The organism is Streptomyces gilvosporeus, assembly GCF_002082195.1.
Taxonomy (GTDB): Bacteria; Actinomycetota; Actinomycetes; order Streptomycetales; family Streptomycetaceae; genus Streptomyces; species Streptomyces gilvosporeus.
The window spans coordinates 5,262,613-5,279,160 of sequence record NZ_CP020569.1 but is presented as its reverse complement, the minus strand read 5'-3'; the positions used below and the strand labels follow the sequence as shown (position 1 = coordinate 5,279,160).

17 protein-coding genes are annotated in these 16,548 nt (G+C 73.3%); 6 read left to right on the top strand and 11 right to left on the bottom strand.

The genetic code is table 11. The annotated features are described in order from the left end of the window. Position 1 precedes the first annotated feature (1 nt). Genes nadC through B1H19_RS23580 form a run of 4 tightly spaced genes read right to left on the bottom strand, consistent with a single transcriptional unit; the run spans position 2 to position 4,915 of the window. On the bottom strand, positions 2–1,072 hold the full coding sequence (gene nadC / locus B1H19_RS23595; protein WP_083106781.1) for a carboxylating nicotinate-nucleotide diphosphorylase: 1,071 nt from the start codon (positions 1,070–1,072) through the stop codon (positions 2–4). Then, on the bottom strand, positions 1,069–2,841 hold the full coding sequence (locus tag B1H19_RS23590) for an L-aspartate oxidase (RefSeq protein ID WP_083106780.1): 1,773 nt from the start codon (positions 2,839–2,841) through the stop codon (positions 1,069–1,071). Before B1H19_RS23590 ends, nadC begins: the two co-directional genes overlap by 4 nt. After that, positions 2,838–3,977 (bottom strand): pantoate--beta-alanine ligase, encoded by a 1,140-nt coding sequence (gene panC / locus B1H19_RS23585; protein WP_083106779.1) that lies wholly within the window; start codon positions 3,975–3,977, stop codon positions 2,838–2,840. Before panC ends, B1H19_RS23590 begins: the two co-directional genes overlap by 4 nt. Beyond that, the gene (locus tag B1H19_RS23580) at positions 3,974–4,915 is read right to left on the bottom strand and encodes a Rossmann-like and DUF2520 domain-containing protein (protein ID WP_083106778.1); all 942 of its coding nucleotides are present in this window, start codon (positions 4,913–4,915) and stop codon (positions 3,974–3,976) included. The genes panC and B1H19_RS23580 overlap by 4 nt, the downstream gene beginning before the upstream one ends. Before the next feature lie 302 nt (positions 4,916–5,217). Between B1H19_RS23580 and B1H19_RS23575 the strand changes: the two genes are divergently transcribed. Next, positions 5,218–6,426, top strand: coding sequence for a threonine aldolase family protein (locus B1H19_RS23575; RefSeq protein WP_083109824.1), 1,209 nt, complete (start codon positions 5,218–5,220; stop codon positions 6,424–6,426). Positions 6,427–6,448: 22 nt separating this feature from the next. Here the strand turns inward: B1H19_RS23575 and B1H19_RS23570 are convergent, their stop codons facing one another. Continuing rightward, positions 6,449–6,643: a hypothetical protein gene (locus B1H19_RS23570; protein ID WP_083106777.1), complete on the bottom strand. Its 195-nt coding sequence runs from the start codon at positions 6,641–6,643 to the stop codon at positions 6,449–6,451. Further along, positions 6,643–6,870: a hypothetical protein gene (locus tag B1H19_RS23565; protein WP_159028120.1), complete on the bottom strand. Its 228-nt coding sequence runs from the start codon at positions 6,868–6,870 to the stop codon at positions 6,643–6,645. The genes B1H19_RS23570 and B1H19_RS23565 overlap by 1 nt, the downstream gene beginning before the upstream one ends. Positions 6,871–7,085: 215 nt before the next feature. Between B1H19_RS23565 and B1H19_RS23560 the strand changes: the two genes are divergently transcribed. Both B1H19_RS23560 and B1H19_RS39955 read left to right on the top strand, forming a co-directional pair. Then, positions 7,086–8,093 carry a helix-turn-helix domain-containing protein gene (locus tag B1H19_RS23560; protein WP_203237211.1) on the top strand — a complete coding sequence of 336 codons (1,008 nt, stop codon included), beginning with the start codon at positions 7,086–7,088 and terminating at the stop codon, positions 8,091–8,093. Next, on the top strand, positions 8,011–8,190 hold the full coding sequence (locus B1H19_RS39955) for a DUF397 domain-containing protein (RefSeq protein WP_083106774.1): 180 nt from the start codon (positions 8,011–8,013) through the stop codon (positions 8,188–8,190). The genes B1H19_RS23560 and B1H19_RS39955 overlap by 83 nt, the downstream gene beginning before the upstream one ends. Before the next feature lie 10 nt (positions 8,191–8,200). Here the strand turns inward: B1H19_RS39955 and B1H19_RS23550 are convergent, their stop codons facing one another. Beyond that, the gene (locus tag B1H19_RS23550; protein ID WP_083106773.1) at positions 8,201–8,440 is read right to left on the bottom strand and encodes a hypothetical protein; all 240 of its coding nucleotides are present in this window, start codon (positions 8,438–8,440) and stop codon (positions 8,201–8,203) included. A gap of 146 nt (positions 8,441–8,586) precedes the next feature. Here B1H19_RS23550 and B1H19_RS23545 point away from each other — a divergent pair, with 146 nt between their 5' ends. After that, positions 8,587–9,705, top strand: a complete 1,119-nt coding sequence (locus tag B1H19_RS23545; RefSeq protein WP_083106772.1) for a DUF5937 family protein — start codon at positions 8,587–8,589, stop codon at positions 9,703–9,705. A 46-nt stretch (positions 9,706–9,751) separates the two neighbouring features. On the opposite strand, the gene B1H19_RS23540 is transcribed toward B1H19_RS23545, so the two are convergent. Further along, complete coding sequence (locus B1H19_RS23540; protein WP_083106771.1) at positions 9,752–10,447, bottom strand: response regulator; 696 nt, start codon at positions 10,445–10,447, stop codon at positions 9,752–9,754. 103 nt (positions 10,448–10,550) lie between these two features. Next, positions 10,551–11,756, bottom strand: a complete 1,206-nt coding sequence (locus B1H19_RS23535) for a sensor histidine kinase (RefSeq protein ID WP_083106770.1) — start codon at positions 11,754–11,756, stop codon at positions 10,551–10,553. A gap of 168 nt (positions 11,757–11,924) precedes the next feature. On the opposite strand from B1H19_RS23535, the gene B1H19_RS23530 reads away from it, so the two are divergent. After that, complete coding sequence (locus B1H19_RS23530) at positions 11,925–12,935, top strand: SAM-dependent methyltransferase (protein WP_083106769.1); 1,011 nt, start codon at positions 11,925–11,927, stop codon at positions 12,933–12,935. Positions 12,936–13,001: 66 nt separating this feature from the next. Further along, positions 13,002–14,144 carry an NADH-quinone oxidoreductase subunit D gene (locus B1H19_RS23525; RefSeq protein ID WP_083106768.1) on the top strand — a complete coding sequence of 381 codons (1,143 nt, stop codon included), beginning with the start codon at positions 13,002–13,004 and terminating at the stop codon, positions 14,142–14,144. A gap of 96 nt (positions 14,145–14,240) precedes the next feature. Here B1H19_RS23525 and B1H19_RS23520 read toward each other — a convergent pair whose 3' ends face one another. Then, entirely contained in the window at positions 14,241–15,122 is an 882-nt protein-coding gene (locus tag B1H19_RS23520) for a D-alanyl-D-alanine carboxypeptidase family protein (RefSeq protein ID WP_083106767.1), read from the bottom strand. A gap of 251 nt (positions 15,123–15,373) precedes the next feature. Continuing rightward, positions 15,374–16,543 carry a coiled-coil domain-containing protein gene (locus B1H19_RS23515; protein WP_203237210.1) on the bottom strand — a complete coding sequence of 390 codons (1,170 nt, stop codon included), beginning with the start codon at positions 16,541–16,543 and terminating at the stop codon, positions 15,374–15,376. Positions 16,544–16,548: the final 5 nt, after the last annotated feature.

Here is a 16,548-nt window from a genome sequence, read left to right as displayed (position 1 = left end):
GTCAGCGGTCCTCGTCCCGGCCGGCGGCCCCGGCCTGGTGGGCGTCCTCGGCCTGGCCGTCGTCCTCGCGCAGGTCGAGGCCGATGTCGAGGATCGGGGAGGAGTGGGTGAGCGCGCCGACGGCCAGGTAGTCGACGCCGGTCTCCGCGTAGGCGCGGGCGGTGTCGGGGGTCAGGCGGCCGGAGGACTCGAGCATCGCGCGGCCCGCGACCAGCTCCACGGCCTGCCGGGTCTGCTCCGGGGTGAAGTTGTCCAGCAGGATCAGATCGGCGCCCTCGTCGAGGATCGGCGGGATCTGGTCGAGCCGGTCGACCTCCACCTCGATGGCCAGGCCGGGGAATTCGTCCCGTACGGCCCGGAACGCGGCGGCCACGCCGCCCGCCGCGACCACGTGGTTGTCCTTGATCAACGCGGCGTCCGACAGCGACATCCGGTGGTTGACGCCGCCGCCGCAGCGCACCGCGAACTTCTCCAGCGACCGCAGCCCCGGAGTCGTCTTACGGGTGTCGCGCACCTTGGCCTTGGTGCCCTCCAGGAGGTCCGCCCAGCGGCGGGTGGCGGTCGCGATGCCCGACAGGCGGCACAGGATGTTCAGCGCGCTGCGCTCGCCGGTGAGCAGATCGCGGGTGCGGGTGGTGACGGACAGCAGCTTGGTGCCGGCCTCGACCCGGTCGCCGTCCTCGACGTGCCGCTCGACCTCGAACTCGTCGGTGCACACGATGGACAGCACCGCCTCGGCGACCCGCAGCCCGGCGACCGTACCGGCCTCGCGGGCGGTGAAGTCACCGGTGGCGACGGCGTCTTCGGGGATGGTGGCCACGGTGGTGACGTCCACACCCTGGTCGAGGTCCTCCTCGACGGCCATGTGCGCGATGTCCTCGACCTGTACGGGGTCGAGCCCGGCGGCCACCAGGAGCGCGGCCAGGTCGGGGTCCAGACCGCAGGTCAGCGGGTCCAGCTCGTACGCGTCGTCGCCGGCGCAGCCGCAGGCATCGCCGCAGCCTCCGGCCGGTTCGCCGGAGGGCCGTCCGCCGATCTGGAGGAGAGGGAGGTTGTCGGGGATGCTGCTCACGGGTTCGGCTCCGTCTCGGGCTGAGGGGTGGGAAGGCTGTCGGGCTGGGTGGCGGGGAAGTCGGCGGAGTCCGTGGCGCGGAACACCACGGTGTGGGGCGGTCGGAAGGTGACCACGGAGTGGCGCCGCCAGTTCAGATCGTCGCGTTCGGGGTGGTCCTCGCGCCAGTGGCAGCCGCGGGTCTCCTCGCGGCTGCGGGCACCGGCGACCAGAGCGCGCGCCACCAGCAGCAGGTTCGTGGCCTCCCAGGCCTCCACACCGGGCTCGGCGGCCTTGCCGTCCGCCGAGTCGGCGGCGCTCTTGGAGGTCAGCCGGACGAGCGCCTGGTACGCCTCCGCCAGGCTCGCACGGGAACGCAGCACTCCGGCGCCCGCGGTCATGATCCGCTGGATCTCGAAGCGCGCCTCGGGCGGGAGCAGCGGAACGGGCGGCACGTCGGACAGCAGGGGCTCGCCGGGCCGCCGCGCCGGACCGGCCACGATGTCGTCGGCGATCCGCTCCGCGAACACCAGCCCCTCCAGGAGGGAGTTGGAGGCCAGACGGTTGGCGCCGTGCACACCGGTGCAGGCGACCTCACCGCAGGCGTAGAGGCCGGGCACGGTGGTCCGCCCGTACAGGTCGGTGCGTACGCCCCCGGAGGCGTAGTGGGCGGCCGGAGCGACCGGGATCGGCTCGGTGACCGGGTCGATGCCGTGGGCGCGGCAGGCGGCGAGGATGGTCGGGAAGCGGTGCTCCCACATCTCGGCGCCGAAGTGCCGTCCGTCCAGGTACATGTGCTCGGCGCCCTGCTCCTGGGCCCGCCGCAGGATCGCCTTGGCGACGATGTCGCGCGGCGCCAGTTCGGCCAGTTCGTGCTGTCCGACCATGAACCGGGTTCCGTCGGCGTCGACGAGATGCGCGCCCTCGCCCCGTACGGCCTCGGAGATCAGCGGCTGCTGGCCCTCCGCGTCCCGCCCCAAGTACAGGACGGTGGGGTGGAATTGGACGAATTCGAGGTCGGAGACCTCGGCCCCGGCGCGCAGCGCGAGCGCGACGCCGTCCCCGGTGGAGACGGCCGGGTTGGTGGTCGCGGAGAAGACCTGGCCCATGCCCCCGGTGGCGAGGACGACCGCCGGGGCGTGCACGGCGCCCACCCCGTCGTGCTGGCCCTCGCCCATGACGTGCAGGGTGACGCCGGACGTACGGCCCTGCGCGTCCGTGAGCAGATCCAGGACCAGGGCGTTCTCGATGGTGCGCAGGCCGGCGGCGCGGACCGCCTCGACCAGGGCGCGGGAGACCTCGGCCCCGGTGGCGTCGCCTCCGGCATGCGCGATCCGGCGGCGGTGGTGGCCGCCCTCCCGGCCGAGCGCGATCTCGTCGCTACCGGGCGCGGTGTCGAAGCGGGCGCCTGCCCCGATGAGGCGGTGGACGGCGTCCGGCCCCTGGGTCACCAGGGTCCGGACGGCCTCCTCGTCGCACAGTCCGGCGCCCGCGACGAGGGTGTCGGCCAGATGCTGCTCGGGGCTGTCGCCGTCACCGAGGGCCGCGGCGATACCGCCCTGGGCCCACCGGGTGGAGCCGTCGTCGAGACGGGCCTTGGTGACCACGACCGTACGGCGCCCGGCGGCGGCGCAGCGCAGGGCGGCGGTCAGCCCGGCCACCCCGGAGCCCACCACGACCACGTCGGCGTCGATGGCCCAGCCGGGGGCGGGGGCGGTCAGGCGTATGCCGGGTGCGGTGGCGGCGGCTATCGCGTGGCCGGGGCCGGTTCCTGTTCCGGTGGCGGTCATCGGTGCGCTCCGAGGGGGCCTTGGGGAGTGGTGGAGGTGGGGGTGCCGGGGGTGGTCTCCGCCGTGTCCGGTGCGGACGCGGTGGCGACGGCCGTGGCGGTGCCCGTGCCCGGCGCCGGGCGGAACACCAGGCGGATGTTGTCGATGAGGCGGGTGGTGCCGACCTTGGCGGCCACCGCGAGGATCGCCTCGCCCTCGTAGGTATCCGGGACCTCGGTGAAGTCGGACGGATCGACCAGGGCCAGATAGTCCAGGTGGAGCGGCGGGTCGAGGTGGGCCGCGTCCGTCAGCACCGCCTGGGCCGCGGCGCGGGCCACGGAGGGGCCGTGCGGCGGGCCGGCCGCGGCGCAGGCCACGGCATGCGCGTCGGCGGCGGCCCGGTCCTCTCCCAGGGCCGCCAGGGCCGCGGCCCGGTCCTGCGCGGGGTGCCCGACCGAGGCGGCGCGGGCGCGCAGCGCCTCCTCGGCGGCGAGCCGGTCGCGGGCCGCGTACAGCGCGGCGGACAGCGCGAGCGCGGTGCGGCGCTCGGGGGCGGACAGATAGCGGTTACGGCTGGAGAGCGCGAGACCGTCGTCCTCGCGGACCGTCGGCACCCCCACGATCTCCACGGGGAAGTTCAGATCGGTGGCCATCCGGCTGATCACCGCGAGCTGCTGGGCGTCCTTCTGCCCGAAGAAGGCGATGTCCGGGGCCGTCAGATGCAGCAGTTTGGCGACGACGGTGAGCACCCCGTCGAAGTGCCCGGGGCGGCTGGCGCCCTCCAGGAGCGTGCCCATCGGCCCCGCGGCGATCCGGATCTGGGGCTCCCCGCCCGGATAGACCTCGTCGGCCGACGGTGCGAACACCACGTCCGCGCCCGCCTCGGCGGCCAGCACCACATCCGCGTCCAGGGTGCGCGGGTAGCGGTCCAGGTCCTCCCCCGCCCCGAACTGGAGCGGATTGACGAACACCGTGACCACCACCTGCCCCTGCGGCCCGACCCGCGCACGGGCGGCCCGGACCAAGGTGGCGTGCCCCTCGTGCAGCGCGCCCATGGTCATCACGACGGCACGGGCGCCGGTGCGGCGGGGCAGGTCGCGCAGGGCGGCGGCGGTGTGGAGGAGGCGGGGGCCGGGAGGCGGGGGCGAGGTGGTCATCGGTCGCCTCCGGTGGGGCCGACGTCATCGGGGTCGGTGTGCCCGGCGAGCACGCCGAGAAGGTCCTCGGCCAGTTCCGGCTTGAGCAGGCCGTGGGCCAGCGCCCGGTCCGCGGTCGTACGGGCCATCGCGAGATACCCGGCCACGCTCTGCGGCGCATGCCGGCGCAGCTCCGCGATATGGGCGGCGACCGTGCCCGCGTCGCCGCGCGCCACCGGCCCGGTCAGGGCGGCGTCACCGGAGCGCAGCGCATTGTCCAGGGCCGCGCCGAGCAGCGGGCCGAGCATCCGGTCCGGGGCCGTCACACCGGCCTCGCCGAGCAGTTCCATGGCCTGGGCGACCAGCGTGACCAGGTGATTGGCACCGATGGCGAGGGCCGCGTGATAGAGCGGACGCGCCGATTCCGCGATCCACTCGGGCTCCCCGCCCATCTCGATGACCAGCGCCTCGGCCGCCATCCGCAGCTCCTCGGGCGCCGTCACCCCGAACGAGCAGCCGGCCAGCCGCTGGACGTCCACGGAGGTGCCGGTGAAGGTCATGGCCGGGTGCAGCGCGAGGGGCAGCGCACCGGCCCGCGTGGCCGGGTCCAGCACGGCCGTGCCGTAGCGCCCCGAGGTGTGCACGAGCAGCTGGCCCGGCCGTACGGCACCGGTCTCGGCGAGGCCGCGCACCAGGTCGGCGAGGGCGTCGTCGGGGACGGTCAGCAGCACCAGCTCGGCGCGGGCGAGCACCTCGGCCGGGGTGACCAGCGGGACGTCGGGCAGCAGCTCGGCGGCACGGCGTACGGAGGCGTCGGAGACCCCCGACACGGCGACCGGACGGTGCCCGGCGAGCCGCAGCGACGCGGCGAGGGCGGGCCCGACACGGCCCGCGCCGACGACTCCGACGGTGAGCCGGGCGGGGCGTTCGTGGGCCTCGGGGGGTGGGGTTGCGTTCACGCGGCGATGGCCTTCCGTTCCAGTCCGCGGGGGGTACCGGACGATTCCTCGCCATGCTACGCGAGTGTTTCCGGCGGCTACGGGGGCTGCACGAAGCGTGAGACGGGTCATATCCGGCGGGCCTGCCGCTCGCCGTCCGCACGCCGGCGCGCCCCGCCCCGCATGCCGTTCCACACACACCCCGCGGGTTATCCACAACCTTATCCACAGGGGTCGCGGGAGCGCCCGGGCCTGCGCCATGCTCACTTCCACGGCACGGACGCATGGTCGGAAAAGCAACGGAAAGGCAGGTGGAGACCGTGATGGGGGACGTACGGAAGCCGGGCGCGGAGACCGGCGGGACGGCATCCGGCGAGGCGGTGGCATCAGGACGGGCACGGCGGATGGCGGCCTGGCACGGAGCGAAACGGGTCCTCTCGGGCGGCGCCCCCGTCGAGACGCTCCGCGAGCGGCTGGACCGTCTGCTGGCCGAGGCACCCGCCGCGTACGACCTGGACGACTGGACGGACATCTACGGCAACGACAACGGCATCGTGGGCGAGCTGGAGCGCCGCACCGCCGAGATCCTGGGCACCGAGGCCGCCGCCTTCTTCCCGACCGGCACGATGGCACAGCAGGTCGCCCTGCGCTGCTGGGCGGGGCGTACGGGCAGCCGGACGGTCGCCGGGCACCCCCTGTCCCATCTGGAAGTGCATGAACGCGACGCGTATGCCGTGGTCAGTGGCCTGCACATGGTGCATCCGACGCGCGCACCACGGCTGCCGACCCCCGAGGAGATATACGACCTCCAGGAGCCGTTCGGCACCCTGGCCCTCGAACTGCCGCTACGCGAGGCCGGGTTCGTCCTCCCCGCATGGGAAGAACTGACGGCCACGGTGGCGGCCGCACGGGACCGCGACGCGGTGATCCACTTCGACGGCGCCCGCCTGTGGGAAAGCGCCCCGCACTTCGGCCACTCGCTCCCGGAGACGACCGCCCTTGCGGACAGCGTCTATGTCTCGTTCTACAAGTCGCTGGACGCGACGGCGGGCGCCGCCCTCGCGGGCACCGAGGACTTCGTCGAGGAGGCCCGCGCCTGGCGGCACCGCTACGGCGGCCAGCTCTTCCAGCAATGGCCGACCGCGCTCACCGCCCTCATAGGGCTGGACCGTGAACTGCCACGACTGCCGGAGTACGTGGCGCACGCCAAGGTCGTCGCGCAGGCCCTGAGCGACGGGTTCGCGGACGCCGACGCGCCGTGGTTCACGGTCCATCCGGCCATCCCGCACACCCACCAGTTCCAGGTGTGGCTGCCCCACCCGCCCGAGGTCCTGAACGAAGCCGGCATACGACTGGCGGAGGAGACACACACGACCCTCTTCCGCCAGTGGTTCACACCGGACGCCGCCACGCCTCCCGGCCTGTCGATGACAGAGGTGACGGCCGCCGCCCCGGCCTTGGAATGGACGGCCGAGGACATCCGCACGGCCACCGCGCAGTTCGCGCGGCGGGTGGCGGCACTCGGCGGGTGAGCCGTAGGCGGCGGACCATCCCTCACCGCTCCCCCGTCGCCGCGCGGTGCGGATGGCGCCGGATCTCGACGTTGCAGTCGGTCGCCCTCGACCTGTCCCCGACGGCGTACGCACCCAAGCGCTGCCGGTCCAGGGCCCCGCACACGTCGCATCCGGCAACCGGCTCGGGCTCCCGCGCCGGTTCCGGCAGATGGACGGCACCGTCCATACGTCCCATCAGTCCGCCACCACCATGTCGCGCATCGCGGGGACATACGGGCGCACGAGGGGCGAGTCCTCGCCCCGCAGCAGCTCCGTGTGCGGCACGGGCCCGCGCCGCCGCCGCGTCGGCCTCGGCGCATCCGCGCAGCTCGCGGCGAGCGGCACGCAGACAGGCCGATGACGCCCGGTCGCGGGCAGCCAAATCCGTAGCAGCGACTCGAAGAGCCGGATAACGTGGTGCATGTTGTCGATCCCCACTCTGGGTTGATGGCCACGCCCCCGGACGTCCACCAACGTCGCGGGGGTTTTGTGCGCGGCCGCGCTCTCACCGGGCATGCGAAAACAGGCCGAAATCGGCCCAACAGCCCCTTACTCTGGGTGTGTTCATCGTTGCTCAGTGAGAGGTTCGGTCACAACGCTGAGCGCGTGACAATTGCCAACTGTCACGAAGGGATGCCGTGAACCGACGCAATGCCACGGGGGGATCGGCGGCCACCACGGCCGCCGTGTTCGGCGAGGTGCTGAAGCATCACCGGGAGGCGGCGGGCCTCACCCAGGAAGCCTTGGCGCGCAAGGTTCCGTGCGACCGGTCGCATGTGGCGCGCGTCGAGGCGGGCGCCCGCGTACCACAGGACACCTTTGCCAAGGCGTGTGACGAACTGCTCGGTACGGGTGGGGTGTTGCTGCGGTTGTGGGGGCGGATCGACTGGTATCCGGAGGTCGAGCATCCGGATTGGTTCGAGCGGCGGGCGGAGATGGACGCCGAGGCCGTCGCCTTGCGGGAGTATCAGGCTCAGGTCATGCCAGGCCTGTTGCAGACAGCGGACTATGCGCAGGCGCTGTTCGCCCGCCGCCTCGCGAGCGTCGAGGAGGTAGAGCAACGCGTCAGAGCGCGACTGAGTCGGCAGCAACGGTTCCTTGACCAGGACGGTCCCCTATACCTGGCTGTGCTGGACGAGAGCTGCCTGCGCAATGTGGTGGGGAGTGCAGCCGTGATGCGCGACCTGTGCGCGCACCTGCTGACCGTGGGGCGGCATCCCAACATCCGGGTCCAGGTCGTCCCGGCGGACCGTCCCGAACTCGACCGCCCCGACACGTCCATGTCGCTGATCAAGCTGCCCGACGGGCACGAGTGGGTGTATTCGGAGTCGCTGGACCAGGGTCATTTCAACGACGATCCAGCCGTCTACGCGCGGCACAGCCGGACCTATGATGTGCTCCGGGCGGACGCTCTGTCAGCTCGCGACTCTGCCGCTCTGATCAGCGACTTGATGGAAGGGTACGGGGATCATGCGCGTGCACGATCTGAGTGCGGCAACGTGGAAGAAGAGCAGCTACAGCGGCGCCAACGGCGGCAACTGCATCGAAGTGGCGCTCACCTGGATGAAGAGCAGCTACAGCGACCGCGACGGCGGCAACTGCATCGAAATAGCCCCCGGTATCCCCGACCTCGTCCCCGTACGTGACAGCAAAGACCCGCACGGCCCCGCGCTCGTCTTCCCCGCCGCCGACTGGTCCTCCTTCATCACCGCGATCAAGGGCGGGGAGTTCCCGGCCGCCTGACCCCTGCCCCTTAGCGGCACCGCGCGGGCGCCTCCTGGACGAGGCCCAAAGCCGCCGCCGACCGGCGTACGGCGCGGGCCACGCGGCCCGGGAGTCGGTCGGTCGGCGCCGTGACGACGGTCCGGAAGCGCAGCCACCCCTGGATTTCCCGGGCGGTGCTGACGGTGCCGGCGCCCGGCAGGATGGGGGCCGCCTCGCCTCGCTGGGCGGCGCGGTACGTGTCGAGCAGGTGCTGCTGGGATGCGTTCATGGCAGTCAGCCTGCGCCCATGCCACCCTCCGGGGCCCGTCGATTGACGGGAGCAGTCAATCGACGTCGCCGCAGGTCGGGGCGCACGCATGATGGACCATGAAGGCAGGAGCGCAGTCGGCGCCTGAAGGGAACGGGGGCAGGTTCATGAGTGTGTGGATCGACATCGCGGGGCTGCCCGACGAGCGCATCGTCTTCACCCCGTCCCCGCTGTCGGAGCTGGGCTTCGCCCTGCACACCCTCGCCGAACCCGCCCACCACCCGGGGCTGCACGGCTGGACCACCGCCACCACCGCCGCCCTCAAGCCCGACCTCGCCGACCGGCTGCACGAAGCGGTCTTCCTGTGGGGGTCGACGTTCTCCGACATCACCGCCGCGTTCGCCGCGCTCCCGGAACGTGCCGGGCAGCCCGGCACCACGCTCGCGGAGGACCTGGACCTGCTGGACCGGCTGGCGGACGAGCGGTATGTGGCCGCCGCGTTGGAGATCTCCTGCTCCAGCACCTACTGCGAGGGCGGCCCCTCACCGCTGGTCGACGCCCGCGCCCGGGAGCAGGCGCTGGCGCGGGCCACCGCCCGTGGCCCGCGGCAGGCGGATTTCGCCCGGCGGCTGCTCGCCGACCCGCCCGCCGTACGCGCCTGGATCCGCCGCCTGTTCGAGGACTGTGAGCAGGCATTCTTCGCAGACGTCTGGCAGCGCGTGCGGATGCAGCTGGCCGCCGACGCCCGGCACAAGACCGAGGTGCTGCGCCGCAAGGGGCTGGCCGAGGCGCTGGCGGAGGTGTCGCCCGCGGTGTCACTGGACGAGGAGCGGTCCCGCATCGTCGTGGACAAGATGGCCCATGGGCGTACCACGGCGGTGGACCCGGCGGTCGGCGCGGGCGTGACGTTCATACCGTCGACCTTCGGCTGGCCCCATCTGTTGTCGCTGCACGCGCCCGGCTGGCGACCGGTGATCGTCTACCCCGCCGCGGCGCCCGAGATGTCCAACCCGCCCTCGGTGGAGCTGCTGGAGGGCCGGCTGGCGGCGCTGGCCCACCCGATGCGGATCCGGATCTGCCGCGCTCTGGCGCGTACCGCCCACACCACGGGCGAGTTGGCCGCGGCGAACGGCATCAGCGCGCCCGAGGTCTCCCGCCATATCGCCACGCTCAAGAAGGCGGGACTGCTCCAGACCCGGCGCCGTGGCCGGTATGTGCTGCACCAGCTGGACCTCCAGGTGGTGGCCCGGCTGGGCAGCGACTTCCTGGAGGGCGTGCTGCGCTGAGCGGGCGGGCCCGGGGAGAGCCGTAGCCCGTTACGCCACCCCGCCGCTACGCCACCCCGTTGCCCCCGGCCCGTACCAGCCCCGTCTCGTACGCGAGGACCACCGCCTGCACCCGGTCGCGCAGGCTCAGCTTCGTCAGGATCCGGCCCACATGCGTTTTGACGGTGGCCTCCGACAGCACCAGACGCGCCGCGATCTCGCCGTTCGAGAGGCCCTGCGCGACCAGCAGCAGCACCTCCCGCTCGCGCTCCGTCAGCCGTTCCAGCTCGGGCCGGGCCGGGCCGGCGGACACGGCGGGCAGCATCGGCGTGAAGCGGTCGAGAAGGCGGCGGGTGGTGGACGGCGCGACGACCGCGTCGCCGCTCTCCACCGCCCGGATCGCGGCGAGCAGTTCGCCGGGCGGCACGTCCTTGAGCATGAAGCCGCTGGCCCCGGCCTTCAGCGCGGAGAAGGCGTATTCGTCGAGGTCGAAGGTGGTCAGGATGAGGACCTTCGGGGGCTGCGGCGCGCCCTCCTGCTGTCCGCCCGCGCAGATCTGCCGGGTCGCCTCCACCCCGTCCATATGCGGCATCCGGACGTCCATGAGGATCACGTCGACCTTGGTCGAGCGCAGCACCTCCAGGGCCTCCCGCCCGTCGCCCGCCTCCGCGACGACCTCCATGTCGGGTTGCGCGGCGAGCACCATCCGGAATCCGGTGCGCAGCAGCACCTGGTCGTCGACGAGCATCACACGGATGGACATGGCGGGGAGATCCCTTCAACGGTGGGGCTACAGGGTACGGATTCGGGCCGGGGCATCGGGGCGGGTCGGGCCGGGGCGGGTCGGGCCGGGGGCGTCGGACCCCTCACCTCTCCGCCTTCAACGGCAGCACCGCGCTGATCCGGAACCCGCCTCCCGGCCGCGGCCCCGCGGTCAGGCTGCCGCCCACCATGCCGACCCGTTCGCGCATGCCGATCAGGCCGTGGCCGAGGCCGTCCGCTCCGCCGTCCTCGTAGAGCTCGTGCTGGGCGCCGCGGCCGTCGTCCTCGATGAGCAGGTCGAGGTCGTTGTCCCGGTAGGCGAGACGGACGGTGGCCGCGGCGTCGGGGCCGCCGTGTTTGCGGGTGTTGGTGAGCGCTTCCTGGACGATGCGGTAGGCGGTCAGTTCGATGCTGCTGGGCAGCGGGCGGACCTCGCCCTCCACCCGGAAGTCGACGGGCAGTCCGGCGCCGCGTACCTGGTCGATGAGGTCGGCGAGCTGGTCGACGCCGGGCTGGGGGACGTATTCGCCGCTTTCGGCCTGCTCGCCGGTGCGCAGTACGCCGAGCAGGCGGCGCATTTCGGCCAGTGCCTGGCGTCCCGTGCCGGAGATCGTCTCCAGGGCCTGGCGGGTCTGTTCCGGGGCGGCGTCGAGGACGTAGGCGGCGCCGTCGGCCTGGACGACCATGACGGAGACGTTGTGGGCGACGACGTCGTGCAGTTCGCGGGCGATGCGGGCGCGTTCGGCGGCGACGGCGATGCGGGACTGCGCTTCGCGTTCCTTTTCCAGGCGGGTGGCCTTCTCCTCCAGCTGGGCCCAGTAGGCGCGGCGGGTGCGCATGGAGTCGCCGAGGACCCAGGCCAGGACGAAGGGGACGGTGAGCAGTCCGGTGAAGACGATTCCTTGCCAGGGCGGCGCGCCGGCGGGGTAGGTCGAGAAGCGCCAGACGGAGAGGGCGGGGCCCAGGAGGGCGCCGGCGAGGGCGCATCGGGAGGCCCAGCGGGCGGTGGTGGGGGCGGAGGCGACGGTGTAAGTGATCGCGAACATCGCGAAGTTGGGGATGTTGGCCTCGATGCCGAAGATCAGCTGGGCGACGCCGATGGCCGCGGTCAGCAGCAGCATCTTGACGGGGGCCTTGCGGCGCAGCGCGACGACGAGGCAGAGGCCGACCGTGAGGACCGCGGCGATGATCCCCCGGACGCCGTGGAAGCTGGCCGCGATCCACAGGCTGCTGAACCCGAGGAGGAGGACGGCCCAGAAGGTGTCCACTCCCGTCGGGTGCCTGCGGAGGAAGTCGTAGAGGCGCTGCACGTAACCCAGCGTAGGCAGGGTGGATACGTGTATGAGTCAACCGGAGGAGCGATCCTGTGCGCCGGGCGTACTCCCCAAGGTGGAGACCGTCTGCGCCGGTGCGTGGCCCCGGGGGCGGCGCCCGGATCGGCCCCCGGGTCCCTGCCGGGCGGGCCGTACCGTGGGCGGGTGACGAACGAGTGGCAGGGCTGGCGGGATGCGATGGAGCGGGCGCTGTACGGTCCGGACGGTTTCTATACGCGTCCCGGCGGTGCGGGCCCGGCCGGTCATTTCCGTACGTCCGTGCATGTCTCGCCGCTGTACGCCGGTGCCGTGGCCGGGCTGCTGTGCCGGGTGGACGCCGCGTTGGGGCATCCGTCGGAGCTGGCGCTGGTCGATGTGGGCGCGGGCCGCGGTGAGCTGCTGACGGGGGTGCTGGGGGCGCTGCCGGAGGAGGTGGCCGCGCGGGTGTGTCCGTATGCGGTGGAGCTCGCCGGGCGTCCCGAGGGGCTGGATCGGCGGATCGTGTGGGGCGCGGAGCTGCCGCCGGAGGGTTCGCTGAGCGGGCTGCTGTTCGCGAACGAGTGGCTGGACAACGTGCCGCTGGAGGTCGTCGAGACGGATGAGGACGGCGTGCCGCGGCGGGTGCTCGTGCGGGCCGACGGTGCGGAGCGGCTGGGTGCGCCGGTGGCGGGGGCGGATGCGGCGTGGCTGGCGCGGTGGTGGCCGGTGGCGGGGGCGGGTCCGGGGGCGCGGGCGGAGGTCGGTCGGCCGCGGGATGCGGCCTGGGCGCGGGCGGTGCGCACGTTGCGGAGCGGGCTCGCGGTCGCCGTGGACTATGCGCACCAGGAGGAGGGCCGGCCGCCGTTCGGGACGCTGACCGGGTTCCGCGAGGGGCGGGAGGTGCGGCCGGTGCCGGACGGCAGCTGTGATCTGACGGCGCATGTGGCGCTGGATGCGTGCGGGGGGCCGTCGGCGCGGCGGCTGACCCAGCGCGCGGCGCTGCGGGCCCTGGGCGTGGCCGGCCGGCGGCCCCCGTTGTCCCTGGCCTCGGCCGATCCGGCCGGGTATGTGCGGGCCCTGGGGGCGGCCGGTGCGGCGGCGGAGCTGACGGATCCGGCGGGGCTGGGTGCGTTCGGGTGGCTGCTGGAGCCGGTGGGCGGGGCGTGCACTCGACTGCTCACGGAGTGGGACGAATAAGGCCGAGGGGTGGGACGGACCAGGGTCAGGGCGGGTGCCGGGCGGGTGCCCTGCGAGACTGGTGCCATGACGGAGACGACGGTCGGCATCGGCGGCGCGGCGGAGAGCACCGACATGGTGCTGAACATCGGCCCGCAGCATCCCTCCACGCACGGCGTGCTGCGGCTGCGCCTGGTGCTGGACGGCGAGCGCATCCAGCACGCCGAGCCGGTGATCGGCTATATGCACCGCGGCGCCGAGAAGCTCTTCGAGGCGCGCGACTACCGCCAGATCATCATGCTCGCCAACCGCCACGACTGGCTGTCGGCGTTCTCCAACGAGCTGGGCGTGGTGATGGCCGTCGAGCGGATGCTGGGGATGGAGGTGCCGGAGCGGGCGGTGTGGACCCGTACCCTCCTGGCCGAGCTGAACCGCGTCCTGAACCATCTGATGTTCCTGGGGTCCTATCCGCTGGAGCTGGGCGGCATCACGCCGGTCTTCTACGCGTTCCGGGAGCGCGAGGAGCTCCAGGAGGTCATGGAGGAGATCTCCGGCGGCCGGATGCACTACATGTTCAACCGGGTCGGCGGCCTCAAGGAGGATCTGCCGGCCGGCTGGCTGGGCCGCGCCCGGCAGGCCGTCGCCGATGTCCGCTCCCGTATGGACGTCTTCGACAATCTGGTCCTGGGCAACGAGATCTTCCGCGGCCGCACCCGTGGCGTGGGCCGGCTCACGCCCGAGACGGTGCACTCCTACGGCGTCTCCGGGCCGATCGCCCGTGCCTCCGGTGTCGACTTCGACCTGCGGCGCGACGAGCCGTATCTCGCGTACGGGGAGCTGGGCTCTGTCCTGAAGGTCGTCACGCGCCAGGAGGGCGACTGCCTGGCCCGTTTCGAGTGCCTGCTGGAGCAGAGCCACAACTCGCTGGATCTGGCCGATGCGTGCCTGGACCGCCTGGCCGAGCTGGCGCCGGGTCCGATCAACCAGCGGCTGCCCAAGGTGCTCAAGGCCCCGGAGGGCGCCACGTACGCCTGGACCGAGAACCCGCTCGGCATCAACGGCTACTACCTCGTCTCCAAGGGCGACAAGACGCCCTACCGCCTCAAGCTGCGCTCGGCGTCGTACAACAACATCCAGGCGCTGACGGAGCTGCTGCCGGGCACGCTGGTGGCGGACATGGTGGCGATCCTGGGGTCGATGTTCTTCGTGGTCGGCGACATCGACAAGTAGGCGACACGTAGGGGGCCTCGGGCGGAGGCGCGGGGCGGAGGCGCGGGGCGGGGGCGCGGGGCGGGGGCGCGGGCCGTCCCCCGCCTGTGGACGGCGTCAGCGGCGGCGGAAGGCGTAGTCGAGCATCCGTGCCGCGTCCCGGAAGCGGTAGGGGTCGTTGAGGACGGCGCCCACGACTGTGCGCCCGCCCCGTTGGGCGGCGAAGACCAGGCAGTCGCCCGCGCGGCGGGCGGTGCCGGTCTTGATGCCGATGGCACCCCGGTAGGAGCCGAGCAGGCGGTTGGTGTTGTACCAGGTGTAGGTGCGGTGGACGTTCGCCGCCTGCTGCCGGGTGCGGGCCGTCTTGACGATGGCGGCGAAGAGGGGGTGACGCAGCGCGTGCCGGGCGAGCCGGACCAGGTCGCGGGGGCTGGTGTAGGTGCGGCCGTGGGCGATGCCGTCGAAGGAGTCGTAGTGAGTACGGGCCAGGCCCAGCGTCCTGGCCCGGGCGTTCATCCGGGCGATGAAGCTCTGGGTGCGCTGGGCCATGGTGCGGCCCGTGCCGAAGGTGTCGGCGAGCGCGTACGAGGCGTCGCAGCCGGAGGGCAGCAGCATCCCGTACAGCAGCTGACGGACCGTCAGCTTGTCGCCGGTGCGCAGATCGGCGGTGCTCGCGCCGTGGCGGGCGACGTAGTCGCGATAGGCCCGTTTGACGGTGATCTTCCGGTTCAGGTTCAGCCCGCCGGCCTCCAGGACCACGACGGCCGTCATGACCTTGGTGGTGCTGGCCATCTCGCGTGGGGTGTCGGCGGACCTGCTCCACAGTGAGCGGCCGGAGCCGCCGTCCTGGAGGTAGGCGCCCTTCGCCTGGATCCCGGGCGCGGCACTCGCGGCCTGGGCGACGGGGGCGGGGAGGGCGACGGCGAGGGCCGCCGCGGCCGCCGTCAGGGCGGCGCCCGCTCCCCCGCGCCGGACCGCAGTGCCCGCGAAAAGCTTCATCGACGCTCCGTCCGCAGGGTGCCCCGCGCCATCGGCGGCGAGGGCCGCCGTCGGCGTCGGGGCACCGGTGGTGAAGGGAGCCGCATCCTGCCACTCGGGGGCCCGCAACGGAACGTGGGCGGCGCCGGAACGTCACCCGTGTCGGCGCATATGTCGCATTGCTTACGCGGTACGGCCGATTCCGGAGGGTCGGCGCCGGGGGCGCGCGGGTCGGCCTCGCGGGCCGCGGTGCCGCGCGGGCGCCGGGCGGCTTACGAGAGCGCGGTGCGCAGCTCCACCATGTCGAGCTGCTCGGTCTCGTCGTGCGCCGTCAGGTCGATGACCTCGCCCACGCCGCCGGTCGTCGCACCGTCAGGGGCCGCGCTTCCGGGGGCCGTACGGTCGGCCTCCTCCGCGTTCTCGGCTTCGCCCGCGGTCCGTGCCTCCTGGGCGCGGGCGGACTGCTCGGCCACCGCCTCGTCGCCGACGACGTCCGCGAGGTCCTCTTCCAGGGGCGCGGTCAGCTGGCGGGGCTGCTCCGGGGTCGCATTGCCGAAGAAGTCGAAGCCGCCCTGGGTGCGGGACACCGTGGGGCGGGGCGGGGGCACGGCAGCGGCGGCGGCCGGGACGGGGCGCAGGGCGGGCGTGGTGGCCGCTCGGTGCTTGTCCCGGCCCTCGCCGTCCTGGGCGGCCTCGCGGCGGCTCTCGGCGCCCTGCGCGGCGTCGCGCTGGCGGGCGGCGCTGCGGGCCAGCCGGCGCAGCGCCCGGTCGGCCTGGGCGTAGAGGGCGGGAGCGGGGACCGCGGCACGGGTGTGGGCGCGCGCCGGGGACGCGGCGTCGCGGTCCGGAGCGGCGGTGGGGCGGTCCGAAGACTCGGCGGGGGCGCCGTCCGGAGACGAGGACGGGGCGGAGGCGCGGGCCGGGGCCGCGGTGGCCGGCTGCGGCTTGCGGAGCCCGGAGGGCACCGGCAGGGCCTTGGCCGGGGCCGACGCCTCGATGGCGAGCAGCCGCCGCCCCTCCAGGGCGCTGGCGCGCTCGGTCTCCGCGGTGGCGTAACGGCGCAGCAGTTCGGCGTGTTCGCTGCGCAGCCGGGCCAATTCGGCGCGCTTGGCGCGCAATTTCGTCTCCAGTGCGGAACGGATCTCGCGGGACTCCTCGACATCCGTTTCGAGCTCGGCTATCCGCTCCTCGGTGCGCCACTCGTCGCGCACTCGGGCGCGGGTGAGTTCGGCGACCTTCCGGCCGGCCTTACGGTCCCAGGCCCGCATCATGACGGCGCCGCCGATTGCGGCGGCGGCCGCGCCCGCGGCAAGGACCCGTTGCACCAGATCGTCGCCGACGAACCACGCTCCGGTGGCACACGCTATCGATACACCGGCGACCGTCGACGGAGGAAGCAGCCGGTGGAGGGGTGGGGAATGGCGGTGGCGTCCTCGTGGCATGGCCA

Coding starts and splice junctions, on each gene's coding strand:
- B1H19_RS23590 (WP_083106780.1), bottom strand. CDS start 2,841: ATGACCGCCACCGGAACAGGAACCGGCCCCGGCCACGCGATAGCCGCC.
- B1H19_RS23545 (WP_083106772.1), top strand. CDS start 8,587: ATGAGTGTGTGGATCGACATCGCGGGGCTGCCCGACGAGCGCATCGTC.
- B1H19_RS23575 (WP_083109824.1), top strand. CDS start 5,218: ATGGGGGACGTACGGAAGCCGGGCGCGGAGACCGGCGGGACGGCATCC.
- B1H19_RS39955 (WP_083106774.1), top strand. CDS start 8,011: ATGAAGAGCAGCTACAGCGACCGCGACGGCGGCAACTGCATCGAAATA.
- B1H19_RS23515 (WP_203237210.1), bottom strand. CDS start 16,543: ATGCCACGAGGACGCCACCGCCATTCCCCACCCCTCCACCGGCTGCTT.
- B1H19_RS23550 (WP_083106773.1), bottom strand. CDS start 8,440: ATGAACGCATCCCAGCAGCACCTGCTCGACACGTACCGCGCCGCCCAG.
- B1H19_RS23540 (WP_083106771.1), bottom strand. CDS start 10,447: ATGTCCATCCGTGTGATGCTCGTCGACGACCAGGTGCTGCTGCGCACC.
- B1H19_RS23565 (WP_159028120.1), bottom strand. CDS start 6,870: ATGCACCACGTTATCCGGCTCTTCGAGTCGCTGCTACGGATTTGGCTG.
- B1H19_RS23570 (WP_083106777.1), bottom strand. CDS start 6,643: ATGGGACGTATGGACGGTGCCGTCCATCTGCCGGAACCGGCGCGGGAG.
- panC (WP_083106779.1), bottom strand. CDS start 3,977: ATGACCACCTCGCCCCCGCCTCCCGGCCCCCGCCTCCTCCACACCGCC.
- B1H19_RS23520 (WP_083106767.1), bottom strand. CDS start 15,122: ATGAAGCTTTTCGCGGGCACTGCGGTCCGGCGCGGGGGAGCGGGCGCC.
- B1H19_RS23525 (WP_083106768.1), top strand. CDS start 13,002: ATGACGGAGACGACGGTCGGCATCGGCGGCGCGGCGGAGAGCACCGAC.